13 protein-coding genes and 2 pseudogenes are annotated in these 17,356 nt (G+C 34.5%); all 15 read left to right on the top strand.

Features of this window, described 5'->3' with window-relative positions; genetic code table 11:
• Nucleotides 1-315 precede the first annotated feature (315 nt).
• Nucleotides 316-1,305, top strand: coding sequence for an acyl-CoA dehydratase activase-related protein (locus THESIDRAFT1_RS02115; RefSeq protein ID WP_006569392.1), 990 nt, complete (start codon nt 316-318; stop codon nt 1,303-1,305).
• Nucleotides 1,302-2,379 (top strand): annotated as a pseudogene (locus tag THESIDRAFT1_RS02110) (2-hydroxyacyl-CoA dehydratase). Before THESIDRAFT1_RS02115 ends, THESIDRAFT1_RS02110 begins: the two are co-directional and overlap by 4 nt.
• A gap of 98 nt (nt 2,380-2,477) precedes the next feature.
• Entirely contained in the window at nt 2,478-3,278 is an 801-nt protein-coding gene (locus THESIDRAFT1_RS02105; RefSeq protein ID WP_006569390.1) for a helix-turn-helix domain-containing protein, read from the top strand.
• A 13-nt stretch (nt 3,279-3,291) separates the two neighbouring features.
• On the top strand, nt 3,292-5,016 hold the full coding sequence (locus tag THESIDRAFT1_RS02100) for a glycoside hydrolase family 13 protein (RefSeq protein ID WP_006569389.1): 1,725 nt from the start codon (nt 3,292-3,294) through the stop codon (nt 5,014-5,016).
• Between the two features lie 90 nt (nt 5,017-5,106).
• On the top strand, nt 5,107-5,340 hold the full coding sequence (locus tag THESIDRAFT1_RS02095; RefSeq protein ID WP_003868318.1) for a hypothetical protein: 234 nt from the start codon (nt 5,107-5,109) through the stop codon (nt 5,338-5,340).
• A 106-nt stretch (nt 5,341-5,446) separates the two neighbouring features.
• Nucleotides 5,447-6,403 (top strand): DNA-binding protein WhiA, encoded by a 957-nt coding sequence (gene whiA, locus THESIDRAFT1_RS02090; protein ID WP_004401581.1) that lies wholly within the window; start codon nt 5,447-5,449, stop codon nt 6,401-6,403.
• Nucleotides 6,403-6,669, top strand: coding sequence for an HPr family phosphocarrier protein (locus tag THESIDRAFT1_RS02085; protein WP_003870522.1), 267 nt, complete (start codon nt 6,403-6,405; stop codon nt 6,667-6,669). The genes whiA and THESIDRAFT1_RS02085 overlap by 1 nt, the downstream gene beginning before the upstream one ends.
• A gap of 34 nt (nt 6,670-6,703) precedes the next feature.
• Entirely contained in the window at nt 6,704-8,026 is a 1,323-nt protein-coding gene (locus THESIDRAFT1_RS02080; protein WP_039929467.1) for a DRTGG domain-containing protein, read from the top strand.
• A gap of 10 nt (nt 8,027-8,036) precedes the next feature.
• Nucleotides 8,037-11,474: a DNA polymerase III subunit alpha gene (locus tag THESIDRAFT1_RS02075; protein ID WP_006569387.1), complete on the top strand. Its 3,438-nt coding sequence runs from the start codon at nt 8,037-8,039 to the stop codon at nt 11,472-11,474.
• Nucleotides 11,475-11,557: 83 nt separating this feature from the next.
• Nucleotides 11,558-11,755 (top strand): hypothetical protein, encoded by a 198-nt coding sequence (locus THESIDRAFT1_RS02070; protein ID WP_003868324.1) that lies wholly within the window; start codon nt 11,558-11,560, stop codon nt 11,753-11,755.
• A gap of 76 nt (nt 11,756-11,831) precedes the next feature.
• Nucleotides 11,832-12,797: a 6-phosphofructokinase gene (gene pfkA / locus THESIDRAFT1_RS02065; RefSeq protein ID WP_003868325.1), complete on the top strand. Its 966-nt coding sequence runs from the start codon at nt 11,832-11,834 to the stop codon at nt 12,795-12,797.
• Between the two features lie 22 nt (nt 12,798-12,819).
• Nucleotides 12,820-14,571, top strand: coding sequence for a pyruvate kinase (gene pyk, locus THESIDRAFT1_RS02060; protein ID WP_003870519.1), 1,752 nt, complete (start codon nt 12,820-12,822; stop codon nt 14,569-14,571).
• 51 nt (nt 14,572-14,622) lie between these two features.
• Nucleotides 14,623-15,039 carry an acyl-CoA thioesterase gene (locus tag THESIDRAFT1_RS02055; protein WP_003868327.1) on the top strand — a complete coding sequence of 139 codons (417 nt, stop codon included), beginning with the start codon at nt 14,623-14,625 and terminating at the stop codon, nt 15,037-15,039.
• A gap of 174 nt (nt 15,040-15,213) precedes the next feature.
• A pseudogene (locus THESIDRAFT1_RS15045) lies at nt 15,214-16,055 on the top strand (glucan 1,4-alpha-glucosidase); the annotation flags it as partial.
• 21 nt (nt 16,056-16,076) lie between these two features.
• Nucleotides 16,077-17,327 carry a glycoside hydrolase family 15 protein gene (locus tag THESIDRAFT1_RS15040; protein ID WP_483027938.1) on the top strand — a complete coding sequence of 417 codons (1,251 nt, stop codon included), beginning with the start codon at nt 16,077-16,079 and terminating at the stop codon, nt 17,325-17,327.
• Nucleotides 17,328-17,356 lie beyond the last annotated feature (29 nt).

Raw genomic sequence — 17,356 nt, 5'->3', positions numbered from 1 at the left:
GCGACTTGTTACAAAGCGATAACAAAACTTAGCAAGACCGAGGGTGGAGGCAGGGCCGAAGCCAGGGATGGCGGAGGCGGGCACATTAAGCCATGGATGCCACCTGACGTAGGTACCCTGCCGGAGCCTGAAGGTCGAGCTTTAGTTTTGTCGCTTTGGAACATCGGAGCGACGATGCAAAATATCTCCTTTGAATATTTTTTAACTTTGTCAACAAACTGAAATACCGGATTATTTCCGGTATTTTTATTTTTGTATATAAATAAAAACTTATGGCAAAAATAAATATGTATTTGCTTTTAAAGGAGGTTAAAAATGAGCAAGACTGTAGGAATACCTAAAGGACTTTTATATTACGATTTTTATCCAATGTGGAAGACTTTTTTTGAAGGTGTGGGAGCAAAAGTAGTGGTTTCCCAGGATACAAATAAAAAAATTCTTGATGAAGGAGTAAAAAACTGTGTTGAAGATGCTTGTCTTCCTGTTAAAACTTATGTAGGACATGTGATAAATTTAAAAGAAAAAGATGTTGATTATATATTTATTCCGAGGATTGTAAGTGTAGAAAGAAAAAAATACCTTTGTTCAAAGTTTTTAGGACTGCCAGATTTTATAAAAAGCTTAATTGGTGATTTACCACCTATTATAGATGTTGAGATTAATTATTATAAAAATAACGATGAATTTACTCAAAATGAATTTATAAAAGTTGGTAGGATGTTTGGGAAGACTAAAGACCAATCTTTAAAAGCCTATTTTGAGGCTACCCACCAACAAAAAAAGTTCGAGAGCTTGTTGAAAGAAGGTCTTACCAATTTAGAAGCTTTAAAAGTTTGGGAAGGAAAGAATTTGGTAAAAGAAGAAAGTAATTATGACCTTAAAATAGCCGTCATTGCTCATCCTTATGATATTATGGATGAATACATAAGTATGGGGATTATTGAGAAGCTAAAAAACATGGGAGCACAAGTTTATACCATGGAAATGCTACAGAAAGATCTAATATTAGAAGGAGCATCAATGCTTTCAAAAGAAATGTTTTGGAACTATGAAAGAGATATTTTGGGAGCGGGATTGTATTTTTTAAAACAAAAGAATGTAGATGGGGTAATTATGGTTTCTGCTTTTGGATGTGGACCTAATTCTATGACAGAAGAACTGTTGGAGAGGATTTTTAAAAGAGAGAAGGAGGTACCCTTTATGTTGATTACAATTGATGAACATTCTGGAGAGGCTGGCATTATGACGAGGTTGGAGGCCTTTACAGACCTTTTAAGATTTAATAAAAAGGCGGTGATGGTATGAAAATTACTTATCCCCACATGGGTTCTTTGAATATGATTTTAAAAACGATGTTTGAAGGAATCGGGGTAGAAGTGATAGACCCACCACCTTCTACTAATAAAACCTTGACATTAGGAGTTAGAAATTCTCATGAATTTGCATGTTTACCCTTTAAAATCAATGTCGGAAATTTTATTGAGGCTCTTGATAGGGGAGCAGATACGATTATAATGTTAGGTGGAATTGGGCCCTGCAGATTTGGGTATTACGGTCAGGTGCAAAGAGAGATATTAAAAGATTTGGGCTATGACTTTAAAATGATAATTGTTGATCCACCCCATGGCAGGTTAATAGACTTTTTAAAAGAATTAGCTTCATATTTTCCTAATGTAGATGGAAAAACGGCTTTAAAATCTTTTGTATTTGCAGTGAAAAAAATGATAGCGGCTGATAAATTAGAAAAGTTTTTATTAAAATACAGAGCCCATGAAGATAAACCAGGTGTAACTACAAAAATATATGAAGAATATATGAAAAAGCTAGAAAAAGCTCAAAAATGGCAAAGAAGTGGACAAAATAGTATCAGAGGCTATGAAAAAAATAAAGGAAAATGCAAATGTACGGAGGAAAATACAGCTTAAAGTAGCACTAGTGGGAGAAATTTATATGCTATTAGAACCCTTTACTAATATGGATATTAGCAAATCTTTAAATGAATTGGGAGTGGAAGTTACAAAAACAGAATATCTTTCAGACTATCTAATTAACAGCGCTTTTAAATTGCCTCAAAGGATGGAGTTTAAGAAAAACGCAAGAGGATATTTAGAAAGAGATATAGGAGGACATGGTCTCAACACTGTTGCAAATACCGTAAAATATGCTAAACTAAATTATGATGGTGTGATTCACATACTTCCCTTTACCTGCACCCCTGAAATAGTAGCTCAAGGAATAATTGCAAAAATTAGCCGAGATTACAATATTCCAGTAATGTCTTTAGTATATGATGAAAACACTGGGCAAGCAGGTTACCAAACCCGTTTGGAAGCTTTTGTGGATCTTTTGTATAGAAAAAGGATGGAGGTAATTTGCTGAAATCATCCTTTTAATTTTATTTTTCCGAAAATAATGAAGGAAAAATGTATTTTGTGTGGAATATATAATAAGTGGATGGTTAGTAAGGGGTGATAGGTATGAATGAATTGGGAGAATTTTTAAAAAGTGAAAGAATTAAGAAGGGATTGACTCTTGAAGAAATTCAAGAAATAACTAAAATACGGACACGCTATTTGAAAGCTATTGAAGATGGAGATTTTAGCGTAATGCCTGCCATTGTATATGCCAAGGGCTTTGTGAAAAGTTACGCTGAGGCTTTAGGGTTAGATGGCAATGAGTTAGTGAAAAAGTATGAATATTTGTTTCAGGAGAAAGAGGAGGAAGCCATACCTAATATAGAGACCACATCTTACAAAAAAGAGAGGAGAGATTTTTCACAATTTTTTTTGACTTTAAAAAAAGCAATAATTATTGTTTTAATAATAGGTATTATAGGATACGGTTTTTACTATTTTCTAAATCAAGTTAAAAAAGGACTTGCACCAATTCCACAACAAAATCAAAGTGAAGCTTCAACAATTTCGGAAGACAAAACAAATCCTTCACAGGAAAGCAATGTTTCTCAATCTACAGCAAAGACGTCGATTGAAAAAATAGCAGAGACTTCTAAAAAAATAGAATATAAAGTTGTTCCCTTTGGAGAAAGTTATAAAGTAGAAATAAGCGTACCTGGTGAAAAATGTTGGTTTAGTGTAAAAGTAGATGGAAATGTCGTTTATGAAGGCCTTATGACAAAGGATATGTCTAAAATTTTTGATGTAAAAGATAGTATTACTATCTTGATGGGTTATCCGCCAGCTGTTAAAATAACTGTAGATGGTGAGGAGTTACCAACAGTGCAAACACCGTCACCAGTTACAATAAATATACATACATAGAAAGGGGAAAGAGATGATAAAAGAAGCTATATTTCATAAAAGTGATATACCTTTCGCATATCCACTGAATGAAAATCAATTAAAAATAGTACTAAGGACTGCTGTATTTGATGTAGATAGGGTGTATGTTTTATACAAAGACAGATACGATTGGCTGGGAAAATTCAAAATAAAACCAATGGTATTAGCTCATACCAACGAGTTATTTGATTATTATGAGACTACTTTAGAGCTTAATAAAAAATTTGTGTATTTTTTCTATTTGGTAGCTGAGGGGGGCGAGAAGTTATATTATACAGAAGCAGGATTTTACAAAAAAAGGCCAGAAAATCAGTTTTGGGGATTTTTCCATTACCCGTATATAGGAGAAAAGGATGTTTTTTTTGCTCCAGAGTGGACAAGCGATTGCATGGTGTATCAGATATTTCCTGAAAGGTTTAATAACGGTGATAAATCAAATGACCCTGAAAATGTAAAGCCCTGGGGTGAAAAACCTACTGCAGATTCTTTTTTTGGAGGAGATTTGCAAGGAATAATAGATAAAATAGATTATTTAAAGGATTTGGGTATAAATGCCATTTATTTAACCCCCATATTTTTATCGCATTCCACCCACAAATATGATACTACTGATTATTATACAATTGACCCCCACTTTGGTGATACGCAAAAAGCGAGAGAACTTGTGCAAAAATGTCATGACAATGGCATAAAAGTTATATTTGATGCCGTTTTTAATCACTGCGGATATGACTTTTTTGCATTTCAGGATGTTATTAAAAATGGTAAAAAATCAAAATACTGGGATTGGTTTAATATATACGAATGGCCAATTAAAACTCATCCAAAACCTTCCTATGAAGCTTTTGCAGATACTGTATGGAGAATGCCAAAACTTATGACAAAAAATCCAGAAGTACAGAAGTATTTATTGGAAGTAGCGGAATATTGGATTAAAGAAGTGGACATAGACGGCTGGAGGCTGGATGTTGCTAATGAGATAGACCACCATTTTTGGAGAAAGTTTAGAGAAGTTGTAAAGGCAGCTAAACCGGAGGCCATAATTGTAGGAGAGGTTTGGCATGATGCTTCTCCTTGGCTTAGAGGGGATCAGTTTGACAGTGTAATGAACTATCCTTTTAGAAATGCGGTTGTGGACTTTTTTGCAAAAAGGAAAATAAGTGCTTCTCGCTTTAATACAATGATTACAGAGCAACTTATGAGGCATATGGATAGTGTAAATAGGGTTATGTTTAATTTAATAGGAAGTCATGATACTGAGAGGTTTTTGACTTTAGCTAATGGCATGGTTGCGAGAATGAAGTTAGCATTAGTGTTTCAATTTACCTTTGTTGGAATCCCATATATTTACTATGGGGACGAGGTAGGAATGGTGGGAGATTATGACCCTGATTGCAGAAGATGCATGATATGGGAGGAGGAAAAGCAAAATAAAAGTATTTTTAATTTCTATAAAAAGTTGATTTCTATAAGGAGAGAAAATGAGGAGCTCAAATACGGAAGTTTCTGTACTTTATATGCTATAGGAAGGGTGTTTGCTTTTAAGAGGGAATACAAAGGTAAATCAATAATTGTTCTACTAAATAACAGTAGCAAGCAGGAAGTGATATTTTTGAATGAAGCAGAAGGGAAAGAAGATATTTTAAAGATGAAGGAATTAAAAAGAAGTGGAAATCTCCTTTATTTGCAACCTAACTCTGCCTATATTTTAAAGTAACCAATCTGAGTTTAAGTGAATAATATGAAGATAGAAAAATAAAGGGGAATGAAAATTCCCCTATATTTTTTAAAAAACAGGGGTGATGGTATGAAAGATACATCCCGCTATGGCAGAGATTATCAATACTATAAGGATTATGAGAGATTGTATGGAAGTTACGACATTACAAAGCTTATCACATTAAAAAAATTAGTTGAAGCAAGTGAATATGAAGAGTGGAAAGATTACAAAGAGTTCAAGGAATGGTGTAATTCTGAAGAAAGACATAATTGGAAAAATTCACCTAAATATATTGAATGGGAAAAGAAAAAATTATTGTAGTTTGTTATAGAAGTGTAAAAACCCCTTTTATTCATTTGTTTTTGAAAGGGGTTTTTTTTTGAAATAATGTAGTATAATAAAGATAAGCCTGTTGAGGTGATGCTTTATGTCATTTTCTTCAGATACAAAAGACGAATTAGCAAGGATTTATCCTGAAGATGAAGAAAGTAAAATAGCAGAGTTAGCTGCTTTGATTAGGACGATAGGCAGCATTTCGATATATGGCAATAGGAAAATTTCTTTAACCTTTACTACAGAAAATGCCTCTGTGGCGAGATTAGTTTTTAAGTTAATAAAAGATTTATTTGGGATAATTCCTGAGACAATGGTAAGAAGAGGTAAGTATCTTAAAAAAACCTTAACCTATCTCATATTTGTACCTGATACAAAAATTGTTGAAGAAATTTTGGGTAAAGTTAAGATATTGAATTATGAAAAAGGTCATATAAAATTAAATTATGGGATAGACCAAAAGATTGTAAAAAACAGTAAAGCAAAAAAAGCTTATTTAAGAGGAGCTTTTTTAGGGGGTGGTTCAATAAGCGATCCTGAAAAAGCTTATCATATGGAGTTTATTACTCATAATTTAGAACACGGAAAAGATTTAAGCAAATTGATAAATTCTTTTGACTTAAATTCAAAGGTTATTGCAAGAAAAAATAATTATGTAGTATACTTAAAAGAAGGAGAGCAAATTGTTGATGTTTTAAATATAATGGGGGCCCACAGTGCTCTTTTGAACTTGGAAAATATACGAGTATACAAAGAAATGAGAAACAATGTAAATAGAATTGTAAATTGTGAAACTGCAAATTTGACAAAAACTATTAATGCATCTTTAAGGCAAATAGAGAGTATAAATTACATTAAAGAGACAGTAGGACTTGATTATTTGCCGCCTAATTTGAAAGAGGTGGCGGAACTCAGGATTAATTATCCTGATCTGAGCTTAAAAGAATTAGGACAAATGCTAGTTCCTCCTGTCGGTAAGTCAGGAGTGAATCATAGACTTAGGAAAATTGAAGAAATTTCAAAGAAATTGAAAGAGAGGAGAGTTCAATAATGAAAGAAGTTACGATTGAAATTAAAAATAAGACGGGGCTTCATGCAAGACCTGCAGCATTATTTGTACAAACTGCCAGCAAATTTTCCTCACAAATATGGGTAGAGAAGGATAACAAAAAAGTAAATGCCAAAAGTATAATGGGAATTATGTCTCTTGGAGTTTCACAAGGCAATGTTGTCAAATTGAGTGCCGAAGGAGACGACGAAGAGGCTGCTATAAAAGCATTGGTCGACCTCATTGAATCAAAATTCGGTGAGGAGTAAACAAAAAAGGTTTCTTTTTAGAAACCTTTTTTGTATAAAGGATGATAGTTATGAAAAAAATGAAATTGTATTGGAATATATAAAAAATTTACCTGAAGGTACAAAAATTTCAGTAAGAGGTCTTGCACAGGCTTTACATATAAGTGAAGGTACTGCTTACAAAGCTATAAAGGATGCAGAAAATTTAATGCTTGTGACTACGATTCCAAGAGTGGGAACTATAAGAAGGAAACAAAAAGATCCATTTTTTGACCGTCTTACTTATGAGGTTATTACAGATGTAGTAGAAGGGACAGTATTAGGCGGCCATGGTGGAATGGGGATGGAACTTCACAAATTTCTAATTGGAGCCATGACCATTGATGAAATGGTGAAGTACATAACTCCAGGGGACCTTGTAATTTTGGGAAATAGAGAAGATGCGCAGGAAGCGGCTTTGAAAGCAGGGGCAGCAGTGATGATTACAGGAGGTTTTGATACGTTACCTCACATAAAAGAACTGGCGGATAAGCTTTCATTGCCGCTTATATCTACTTCTTATGACACTTTTACTGTAGCGACTCTTATAAACAAGGCGATCAATGAAAGTATGACACGAAAAAAGATTTTGTACGTCAGCGACGTAATGACATATAATCCAATCTATATGACGCCTCAACAAACAGTAAAAGATTGGAAAAAATTATATACAGAGACTAAACATACCAGATATCCCGTTGTTGATTCTAAAGGGATGTTAGTCGGTATGGTAACTTCAAGAGATGTTGCCACTGCATCGGATGATGATAAAATTGGGAGTATTATGACTCCTAACCCTGTATTTGTAACGGATACTACTACGCTCTCTTATGCAGCCCATCTGATGATATGGTGGAATGTAGAGATACTACCTGTGACTCGTGGCAGAGAATTGATAGGACTCATAAGCAGGGAAGATGTAATTAAGGCCCTACATTATACGACAAAACAGCCCCAGATTAGTGAAGCTATTCAAGATACAATTTTTAAAGATTTTGATATGGAAAAAATAGAAAATGGAGTAAAATTTAAAGGTAAGATTCCTTCGATGATGATTAACCAATTTGGTACAGTAAGTAGCAGTGCCTTGATGATGTTAATGTGTGAATCTGGTATTTTTGCTATAACGCAGAATAAAAGATATGATGCAGTTTTGGATAATTTCTCAATTTATTTTATAAAACCCATGCGCACAGAAGAAGTAATAGAAGTTTTCGCAAAAATAATAGAGGTTAGTAATAATTTTAGTAAGTTGGAAATTCAAATCATTCATGAAAAAGAAGAAATTGCAAAGGCGTTGATGTCTGTCAGGCTTTCTAAAAGAATAAAGATGGCTTAGGTGATATATTATGTTTGTCCATTTACACGTTCATTCTGAATACAGTTTACTTGACGGTTCTTGCAGAATCAAGGATTTAATTGCTAAAACTAAAGAGTTAAACATGAAAGCCATAGCTATTACAGACCATGGAGTGATGTATGGCGTAATAGATTTTTATAAAGAAGCCGTAGCACAAGGAATAAAACCTATTATAGGCTGTGAAATTTATGTAGCCCCTCGAAGCATGCAGGATAGAGAATATGGGATTGATAATGAAAATTATCACTTGGTGTTACTGGCAAAAGATATGACAGGGTATAAAAATTTAATGAAGATAGTGACTGTGGCTTCAATTGAGGGCTTTTATTATAAACCGCGAGTTGACAGAGAGTTTTTAAAAGAGCACAGTGAGGGGCTAATCGCTTTAAGTGCTTGCCTTGCAGGAGAAGTTCCTTCTTATATCTTAAGAGGTGAGTATGAAAAAGCGAAAGAGGCAGCACTTTTTTACGACTCTATTTTTGGACGAGGGAATTTTTATTTAGAACTGCAGGACCATGGAATTTTAGAACAGCAAAAGGTAAATAAAGAGCTTATAAGACTATCCAAAGAGACAGGAATACCTTTAGTTGCTACTAATGATGTACACTATCTTGAAAAAAAAGACGCAAAAGCTCATGAAGTGCTTTTGTGCATTCAAACAGGGAAGACAATTGATGATGAAGATCGCATGTCTTTTCCAACTGATGAATTTTATTTAAAATCTCCAGAAGAGATGGAGAATCTTTTTTCTTGTTGTAAAGAGGCCATTGAAAATACTGAGAAGATTGCAGACATGTGCAATGTAGAATTTGAGTTTAATAAGACGAAATTGCCCAAATACGATTTGCCAGAAGGCGTTGATTCCTATGAATATTTGAGAAATTTATGTTATGAAGGATTGTACAAGAGGTACAAAAATCCAGGCAAAGAAGTGATTGAAAGATTAGATTACGAACTTTCTGTGATAAAGCAAATGGGATATGTGGATTATTTCCTCATAGTGTGGGACTTTATAAAGTTTGCAAAAGACAACGGGATTATGACGGGACCAGGAAGAGGTTCTGCGGCAGGTAGTTTGGTAGCCTATACGTTGGGAATAACCAACATAGATCCTATAAAATACAACCTTCTTTTTGAGAGGTTTTTAAACCCTGAGAGGGTCAGCATGCCTGATATTGATTCAGACTTTTGTTATGAGAGAAGACAAGAAGTAATTGATTACGTTGTAAAAAAATATGGTAAGGACAATGTGGCTCAAATTATAACTTTTGGTACAATGGCGGCGAGAGCGGTTATAAGGGATGTAGGAAGGGCTTTAAATTATCCCTATGCAGAGGTAGATACAATAGCTAAAATGATTCCTTTTGAATTGGGAATGACTATTGATAAAGCTTTATCTTTAAACCCTGAACTTAAAGCGCGATACGAAAATGAAGAAAAAGTAAAACAGCTTATTGATATTTCCAGGTCTTTAGAAGGCCTTCCTAGACATGCCTCTACTCATGCTGCGGGAGTAGTAATATCAAAAGAACCCCTTGTCAACTACGTGCCACTGCAAAAAAATGAGGATTCCATAGTGACCCAATTTCCGATGACCACCCTTGAAGAGTTAGGACTTTTGAAGATGGACTTTTTGGGACTGAGAACTTTGACGGTTATAAGGGATACAATTGAAATGGTAAAAAAGAACAAGGGTGTGATTATAGACTTTGATTCTATGGAGTACGATGACCTTAAAGTTTATGAACTTATATCAAAAGGGGAAACAGAAGGAGTTTTTCAATTAGAGTCTTCTGGCATGAAACAGTTTATGGCAGAATTAAAGCCTAAAAACCTTGAGGACATAATAGCAGGAATTTCTCTCTATCGCCCCGGACCTATGGACCAAATTCCAAGATATCTTGCAAATAGAAATCACCCAGAGAGTATAGTCTATGACCATCCTCTTTTAAAGCCAATTTTAGACGTAACTTATGGCTGCATGGTGTATCAGGAGCAAGTTATGCAAATTGTAAGAGATGTCGCTGGTTACTCTTTAGGCAGGTCTGACTTGGTAAGACGAGCTATGGCTAAAAAGAAAATGGATGTAATGGAACAAGAAAGAAAGAATTTTATCTATGGGATAGTTGATGAAGAGGGAAATGTGATAGTTCCAGGGGCTTTAAGAAATGGATTAGACGAGGCAACTGCTAATAAACTTTTTGACGAAATGCTAGATTTTGCAAACTATGCTTTTAATAAATCTCATGCTGCGGCTTATGCTGTTATAGCTTATCAGACTGCATATTTGAAAAGGTATTATCCTGTAGAATTTATGGCAGCTCTTTTAAACAGTTTTGTAGATAACTTGGACAAGATTGCTTTTTATGTTCAGGTGTGTAAAAAAATGGGTATAAAAGTGCTACCGCCAGATATAAATGAGAGTGATTCATATTTTACAGTGGTAGAGGATAAAATAAGGTTTGGCCTTAGTGCAGTAAAAAATGTTGGTTTAAATATGACAATGGAAATCGTAAGTGAAAGAGAAAGAAATGGGAAATTTAAATCTGTAGTCGACTTTTTTGAGAGGATGCAGGACAGTCAATTAAATAAAAAAGCAGTGGAAAGCTTAATTAAAGCAGGAGCTTTTAGTTCTTTTGGAGTGCGGCGTTCTCAACTTCTATCAGTATATGACAAATTAATGGAAAATATAAAGAAAAATAGAAATAATAATTTAAATGGGCAGATTTCTTTATTTGGAGAAGTAGAACAAAGTCATGGGGTGGAATTTGAATTTCCTGATTTAGAAGAATTTCCTAAAAACAGATTGTTGTCCATGGAAAAAGAAACTTTAGGCCTTTATATAAGTGGGCATCCTCTAGAAGAATACATGGAGGATATTCCTAAAATTACTAATGCCACTACTTTGGATTTTAAAGTTAGCGAAGAGGAAATGTTTCAGCCTAAATTGCAAGATAACCAAGAAGTAGTGATAGCAGGAGTTATAGCTACAAAAAAAATTAAATTTACCAAAAATAACAATATGATGGCTTTTGTCACAATTGAGGACTTATATGGTACTATAGAAGTAATAGTATTTCCAACTGTATATGAAAAGTATTCCAGTATAATAAAAGAAGACAACCCGGTTGTAGTGAGAGGAAAGGTTAGTTTAAAGGAAGAGGAAGAGCCTAAGATTTTATGCGATGAAATTAAGCTGTTGTCACAAGCGATAGTGAAAAAACTTTATCTTAATTTGCAGGATTCTACAAAGATTGAGATTGTTAAACAAATATTACGTAAAAATCCTGGTAATATGCCAGTAGTTTTAAAGCTTAATAGTAAAAAATTATTGGCGGCTAATAGAGACTTGTGGGTAAATGGAAGTAAGGAATTAATTAAACAACTGTATGTTGTTTTAGGAGAGGAAAATGTCAAAGTAATTTGAAATAAGCATTTGCAAATTTTTGAGTTGATAACTGCAAAAAAATAGATTAAAATATAATTTAGAAATACTAAGGAGGCCGTTTTATGTGGACGGTAATATACATGGCACAAGATATGGAGACAGCAGAAAAGGTCAAAGACGTTTTAACAAAAGAAGGTTTTTTGGTAAAATTGCGTCCACTTAATAAAAAAATAGACAAAAAAGGTTCTTATTGTGAGGTTTTAGTTCCAAAAGCAGAAGCTCAAGATGCGCAAAGCATTATTATTGAGTATGGCTTATAATTTTTTGCCCGAAAGGGCTGCTTTAACGAAAATGGGACAAGTAAAGTCCATGTGGGATAAAATGAGGAGGTAAAGTATGAAAACAATTGGTATACTTACGAGTGGTGGAGATGCACCAGGGATGAACGCAGCTATAAGGGCTGTGGTGAGGACAGGAATTTATTATGGGCTTAAAGTAAAAGGTATTATGAGGGGATATGCAGGCTTAGTAGAGGACGAAGTTATTGACTTAAATCTTTCTTCAGTAGGAGATATATTGCAAAAAGGCGGTACTATTTTGAGAACTGCTAGATGTGAAGAATTTAAGAAAAAAGAGGTGCGCAAAAAAGCTTACGAAACCCTTCAAAAACATGGAATAGAAGGTCTCGTTGTAATTGGAGGAGATGGCTCTTTTAGAGGAGCACAGCTTTTGAGTGAAGAATGGAATGTAAATACAATTGGAATTCCAGGTACAATTGACAATGACATACCTTGTACAGATTATACAATAGGTTTTGATACAGCTTGTAATACTGTTATTGATGCAATAAATAAAATAAGGGATACTGCTACTTCCCATGAGAGAGCAAATATAATAGAAGTGATGGGAAGAAATGCGGGTTACATTGCTTTGTATGCTGGTCTAGCTGGTGGAGCGGAGATGATTATACTTCCTGAAGTGGAATGGAGCATCGATGAACTTTGCGATAAAATTACTTACGGGATAAAGAGAGGAAAGCTTCATCATATAATTGTCCTTGCAGAAGGAGTTATGAGCGCTCCAGAACTAGCGAAAATGATTAAAGAAAGGCTACCAAAATTAGACTTAAGGTATACTATTTTGGGGCACATTCAAAGAGGTGGAGCTCCTACAGTGATGGATAGGGTATTGGCAAGCCAAATGGGAGCAAGAGCAGTGGAGTTGCTTTTGGAAAATAAAACTAAGAGGATAATAAGTATACGAAACAATCAAATTGTAGACGATGATATAGATGAAGCCCTTTCCATGAAAAAGGAGTTTAACAGAAAACTTTATGAGCTCAGCAAGATATTGTCTATATAAATAAATTTTAGGGAGTGAAGGTATGCGCAGAACAAAAATAGTGTGTACAATAGGACCTGCCAGCGAAGACTATAATATACTGAGAAAATTAATTGAGAAAGGCATGAACGTTGCTCGATTGAATTTTTCTCATGGAGATTTTGAAGAGCATGGGGCAAGAATTGACAATATTAAAAAGATAAGAGAAGAATTAGGGTTACCTGTTGCTATTTTGTTGGATACTAAAGGTCCAGAGATAAGGACAGGAAAGTTTAAAAATGGCGGAGTGGAATTAAAAGAAGGACAAACTTTTGTCATTACGACAAGAGATGTATTAGGAGACGAAACTATATGCAGTGTATCCTATAAAGGGTTGCCTCAAGATGTGGAAAGAGGTAGCCGCATACTAATTGACGATGGGTTAATTTCTCTAAAGGTTACTGATGTTAAAGGAGAAGATATAGTTTGTATTGTAGAAAATTCTGGTCCTGTAAAAGACCATAAAGGAGTAAATGTTCCAGGAGTAAAACTCAATCTTCCTGCTTTGACTCAAAAAGACGTAGATGATATAGAGTTTGGAATTCAAAAGGGCATTGATATAATTGCGGCTTCTTTTGTTAGAAAAGCAGCTGATGTTTTGGCAATAAGAAGACTTTTAGAAGAAAATAAGGCAGAGCATATTTTAATTATTGCTAAAATAGAAAATCGCGAAGGAGTAGAAAATATAGACGAAATTATAAAGGTTTCAGATGGAATAATGGTAGCCAGAGGAGATTTAGGGGTTGAGATTCCTCTTGAAGAAATACCAATCGTTCAAAAAATGATTATACAAAAATGTAATAAAGCAGGGAAACCGGTAATTACTGCAACTCAAATGTTAGACTCTATGATGAGAAATCCAAGGCCTACAAGAGCAGAAGTTACAGATGTAGCAAATGCTATTCTTGATGGAACAGATGCTATAATGCTATCAGGGGAGACAGCTCAAGGTAAATACCCAATAGAGGCCTTTGAGACAATGGCAAAGATTGCAGAGAAGACAGAGGCTTATGTGGGATATAGAGATATCATTGATAGAAATATTGATACAAATGTTTCTATTACAAACGCTATAAGCCATGCAACTTGTACTACTGCAAGAGATATAGGAGCAGCTGCTATAATAACTTGTACTAAATCTGGTTATACAGCGAGAATGGTATCGAGGTACAGACCTCAAGCTCCAATTATTGCTACTACTCCAAGCGAAAGTGTTGCGAGGAAGCTCTCTATAGTCTGGGGAGTATATCCTTTAGTTACAGAAGAGGTTTCTACTACAGATGAAATGATAGATGTTGCAATACAAAGTGCTTTAACTGCTGGACTTATAAGAAATGGCGATATCGTAGTAATTTCTGCAGGAATTCCTGTAGCTATGACAGGTACCACCAACATGTTGAAGGTACATATAGTAGGAGATGTTTTGTTGAGAGGAATAGGTATAGGTTCTAAGGCTACTACAGGTGTTGTATGTGTTATTAATGATATCAGCAAAGACAAAGATAAATTTAGAGAAGGCGATATAATAGTAACTGCAAAGACAGAAAGAGATTTTATGCCTCTTATAGAGAAAGCTTCTGCTATAATCACAGAAGAAGGAGGGCTTACTTCTCACGCAGCTATTGTGGGATTAAACTTAGGAATTCCTGTAGTTGTAGGTTGTGAAGGAGCGACTTCTAAATTAAAAGATGGCATGACTGTAACGGTTGACACAGTTAGAGGATTTGTGTATAAAGGAATTGTAAATATTAAATAAATAAGACAAGATTTTCTCTTGTCTTTGTTTTTTTAAGGAGTGATTTAAATTATGCATGTATGGGATGCCGAGGTAAGGGTTCGATACGGAGAAACGGACAAAATGGGTATAGTTTACTATTCCAATTATTTTAATTGGTTTGAAATTGGCAGGACGGAGTTTTTTCGCTCTTTGGGAATGTCCTACAGAAGCTTAGAAGAAAAAAATGTAATGCTACCTGTAATTGACGCTCAGTGTAAATATTTTTCTTCTGCTTTGTACGATGACCTCATAATAATACGAACACGATTAGAATTTGTGAAAGGAACTCGTCTTAAATTTTTATATGATATAATACGAAAAGAGGATAACAAACTTTTAGCACAAGGTTATACAGAGCATCCCTTTACAAATCTTGAAAAAAAGCCTATCAATTTAAAAAAAGTAATGCCAGAGGTTTATGAAATGCTTGCAAAATGCTGTGATTAAAATTTATAAAAAATGGTATAAAATACTATGAAAATGAGTTATAATAAATAATAGGGTAACCGATTTTTTCTCAATACACTTTCTAGGTGTATTTTTCTTTTTTATTCATAACAAACGTTTGCACAAAGTTATGATTTGAGATAAAATAGAGATATAAGACGGAGGTGTTATTAGATGAATAGAAAAATTGTAGCGATATTATTTTTAATAATTTTTTCAATAACTATTTTTTCAGGATGTTCTTCTGATGTTTCTTATGTAAAAATTCAGCACTTAACTGCTAATGAAGCACCACAGGCACCTGGCAAAGAGGACACTTGGGCATCTGCTCAAAAACAAGGCATTGGAACTGCAAATAATGATGTTTCAAAGGTATGGTTTACTTTGACTCATGGTGCAATATCAGAAGTTTACTATCCCACGATTGATATGGCTAATAGCAAATTTTTAAAATTTTTAGTAACTGACGGAAAAAGTTTTGTTTCTGATGAGACAAAAGATACAGTGAGCAAAGTGGAGAAACTCAACACTAGGTCTTTAGCATTTAAACTAATAAATACTGACAAACAAGGAAGATATAAGATTACAAAAGAGATATTCACTGATCCTAGAAGGAATTCTGTTATTATGAAGACAACATTTGAAGCATTGAAAGGGAATGTAAAAGATTATAAACTTTATCTTGCTTATGACCCTCATATTGCTAATCAAGGTAAATACAATGAGGGGTATGTTATAAAGGCAAATGATAAGGAAATTCTTATAGTACATAGAGAAAAAATATATTCAGCTTTGACAACTGATGTAAAATGGAAAGGGTATTCTATAGGATATAATCAGGTGAATGACCCAATATCAGATTTAGAAAAAACAAAACTATGACACAACATTTTGATAAGGCAAGAGGGAATATTATTGAAGGAATAGAGATAGATTTAAGCGATAAGACAGAGTTTAAAACAGTGCTTTCTTTTGGAGAAAGTGAAGAGGAGGCAGCAAAAACTGCCCTGAGTACATTAAAGGACAATTATGATAAAATGCTTGGCATATACATTGCTGAGTGGAATAAATACTGTGATGGGCTTAAAGATTTTAAAGGAAAAGCTAATGAGTTATACTACACGAGTATGATGATTTTAAAAGCTAGTGAAGATAAGACTAATAAAGGTGCCTACATTGCTTCTCTTTCAATTCCATGGGGTGAAGGTCAAGGAGATGAAAATAAAGGGGGATACCACTTAGTTTGGGCAAGGGACTTATATCACATTGCGAATGCTTTTATTGCAGCTGGAGACAAAGATTCTGCTAATAGAGCTTTAGACTTTTTAACTATGGTAGTAGAGAAAAATGGGTTTATTCCACAAAATACCTGGATAAATGGGGGGCCTTATTGGAATGGCATTCAAATGGATGAGCAAGCAGACCCTATAATACTGGCATATCAGCTAAAGCGGTATGATTTGTACGAAAAATTGGTAAAACCTCTTGCGGACTTTATTATAAAAATTGGCCCCAAAACAGGGCAAGAAAGATGGGAAGAAGCAGGGGGATATTCACCTGCTACAATGGCAGCTGAAGTTGCGGGACTTGTATGTGCTGCGGACATAGCAAAACAAAATAAAGATATGGAAAGTGCACAAAAATATTTGGATAAGGCTGATAAATGGCAAAAATTAATTGATGAGCTGACTTATACAACAAAAGGACCTTATGGAAACGGGCAGTATTATATAAGAATAGCAGGACTACCGGATCCAAATGCAGACTTTTTAATAAGCATCGCTAACGGCGGTGGAGTCTATGACCAAAAGGAAATTGTAGACCCAAGTTTTCTTGAATTGGTGCGGTTGGGAGTAAAACCTGCCAATGACCCTAAGATATTAACCACTATTTATGTAGTAGACAACCTCATAAAAGTTAATACTCCAAAAGGTCCTTGTTGGTATAGGTATAATCATGATGGCTATGGAGAGCCCTCTAAAACAGAACTATATCATGGCACAGGTAAAGGAAGATTATGGCCTCTTCTTACTGGTGAAAGAGGTATGTATGAAATAGCGGCAGGTAAAAGTGCTGATGAATACCTTAAGGCAATGGAGAATTTTGCAAATCAAGGCTATGTGTTGTCTGAGCAAGTTTGGGAAGATACAGGACTTCCTACAGATTCTGCATCGCCTCTTAACTGGGCCCATGCAGAGTATGTAGTATTGTTCGTTTCAAATATAGAGCATAAAGTTGTAGATATGCCTCAAACAGTTTATGATAGATATGTGTTAGGGAAAAAATAATGGGGATGTATTATCCTCTATATTTTTTT

This window comes from Thermoanaerobacter siderophilus SR4 (assembly GCF_000262445.1).
GTDB classification, from domain to species: domain Bacteria; phylum Bacillota; class Thermoanaerobacteria; order Thermoanaerobacterales; family Thermoanaerobacteraceae; genus Thermoanaerobacter; species Thermoanaerobacter ethanolicus.
Note: the sequence above shows the minus strand (reverse complement) of the source record. Positions and strands in the feature narration are given on the sequence as shown.

What these genes read in the sequence shown, in the direction of transcription:
- pfkA (WP_003868325.1), top strand. Translation starts at nt 11,832, where the DNA reads ATGAAAACAATTGGTATACTTACGAGTGGTGGAGATGCACCAGGGATG.
- THESIDRAFT1_RS02105 (WP_006569390.1), top strand. Translation starts at nt 2,478, where the DNA reads ATGAATGAATTGGGAGAATTTTTAAAAAGTGAAAGAATTAAGAAGGGA.
- THESIDRAFT1_RS02100 (WP_006569389.1), top strand. Translation starts at nt 3,292, where the DNA reads ATGATAAAAGAAGCTATATTTCATAAAAGTGATATACCTTTCGCATAT.
- THESIDRAFT1_RS02115 (WP_006569392.1), top strand. Translation starts at nt 316, where the DNA reads ATGAGCAAGACTGTAGGAATACCTAAAGGACTTTTATATTACGATTTT.
- THESIDRAFT1_RS15040 (WP_483027938.1), top strand. Translation starts at nt 16,077, where the DNA reads ATGCTTGGCATATACATTGCTGAGTGGAATAAATACTGTGATGGGCTT.
- THESIDRAFT1_RS02070 (WP_003868324.1), top strand. Translation starts at nt 11,558, where the DNA reads ATGTGGACGGTAATATACATGGCACAAGATATGGAGACAGCAGAAAAG.
- THESIDRAFT1_RS02085 (WP_003870522.1), top strand. Translation starts at nt 6,403, where the DNA reads ATGAAAGAAGTTACGATTGAAATTAAAAATAAGACGGGGCTTCATGCA.
- THESIDRAFT1_RS02095 (WP_003868318.1), top strand. Translation starts at nt 5,107, where the DNA reads ATGAAAGATACATCCCGCTATGGCAGAGATTATCAATACTATAAGGAT.
- whiA (WP_004401581.1), top strand. Translation starts at nt 5,447, where the DNA reads ATGTCATTTTCTTCAGATACAAAAGACGAATTAGCAAGGATTTATCCT.
- THESIDRAFT1_RS02075 (WP_006569387.1), top strand. Translation starts at nt 8,037, where the DNA reads ATGTTTGTCCATTTACACGTTCATTCTGAATACAGTTTACTTGACGGT.
- pyk (WP_003870519.1), top strand. Translation starts at nt 12,820, where the DNA reads ATGCGCAGAACAAAAATAGTGTGTACAATAGGACCTGCCAGCGAAGAC.
- THESIDRAFT1_RS02055 (WP_003868327.1), top strand. Translation starts at nt 14,623, where the DNA reads ATGCATGTATGGGATGCCGAGGTAAGGGTTCGATACGGAGAAACGGAC.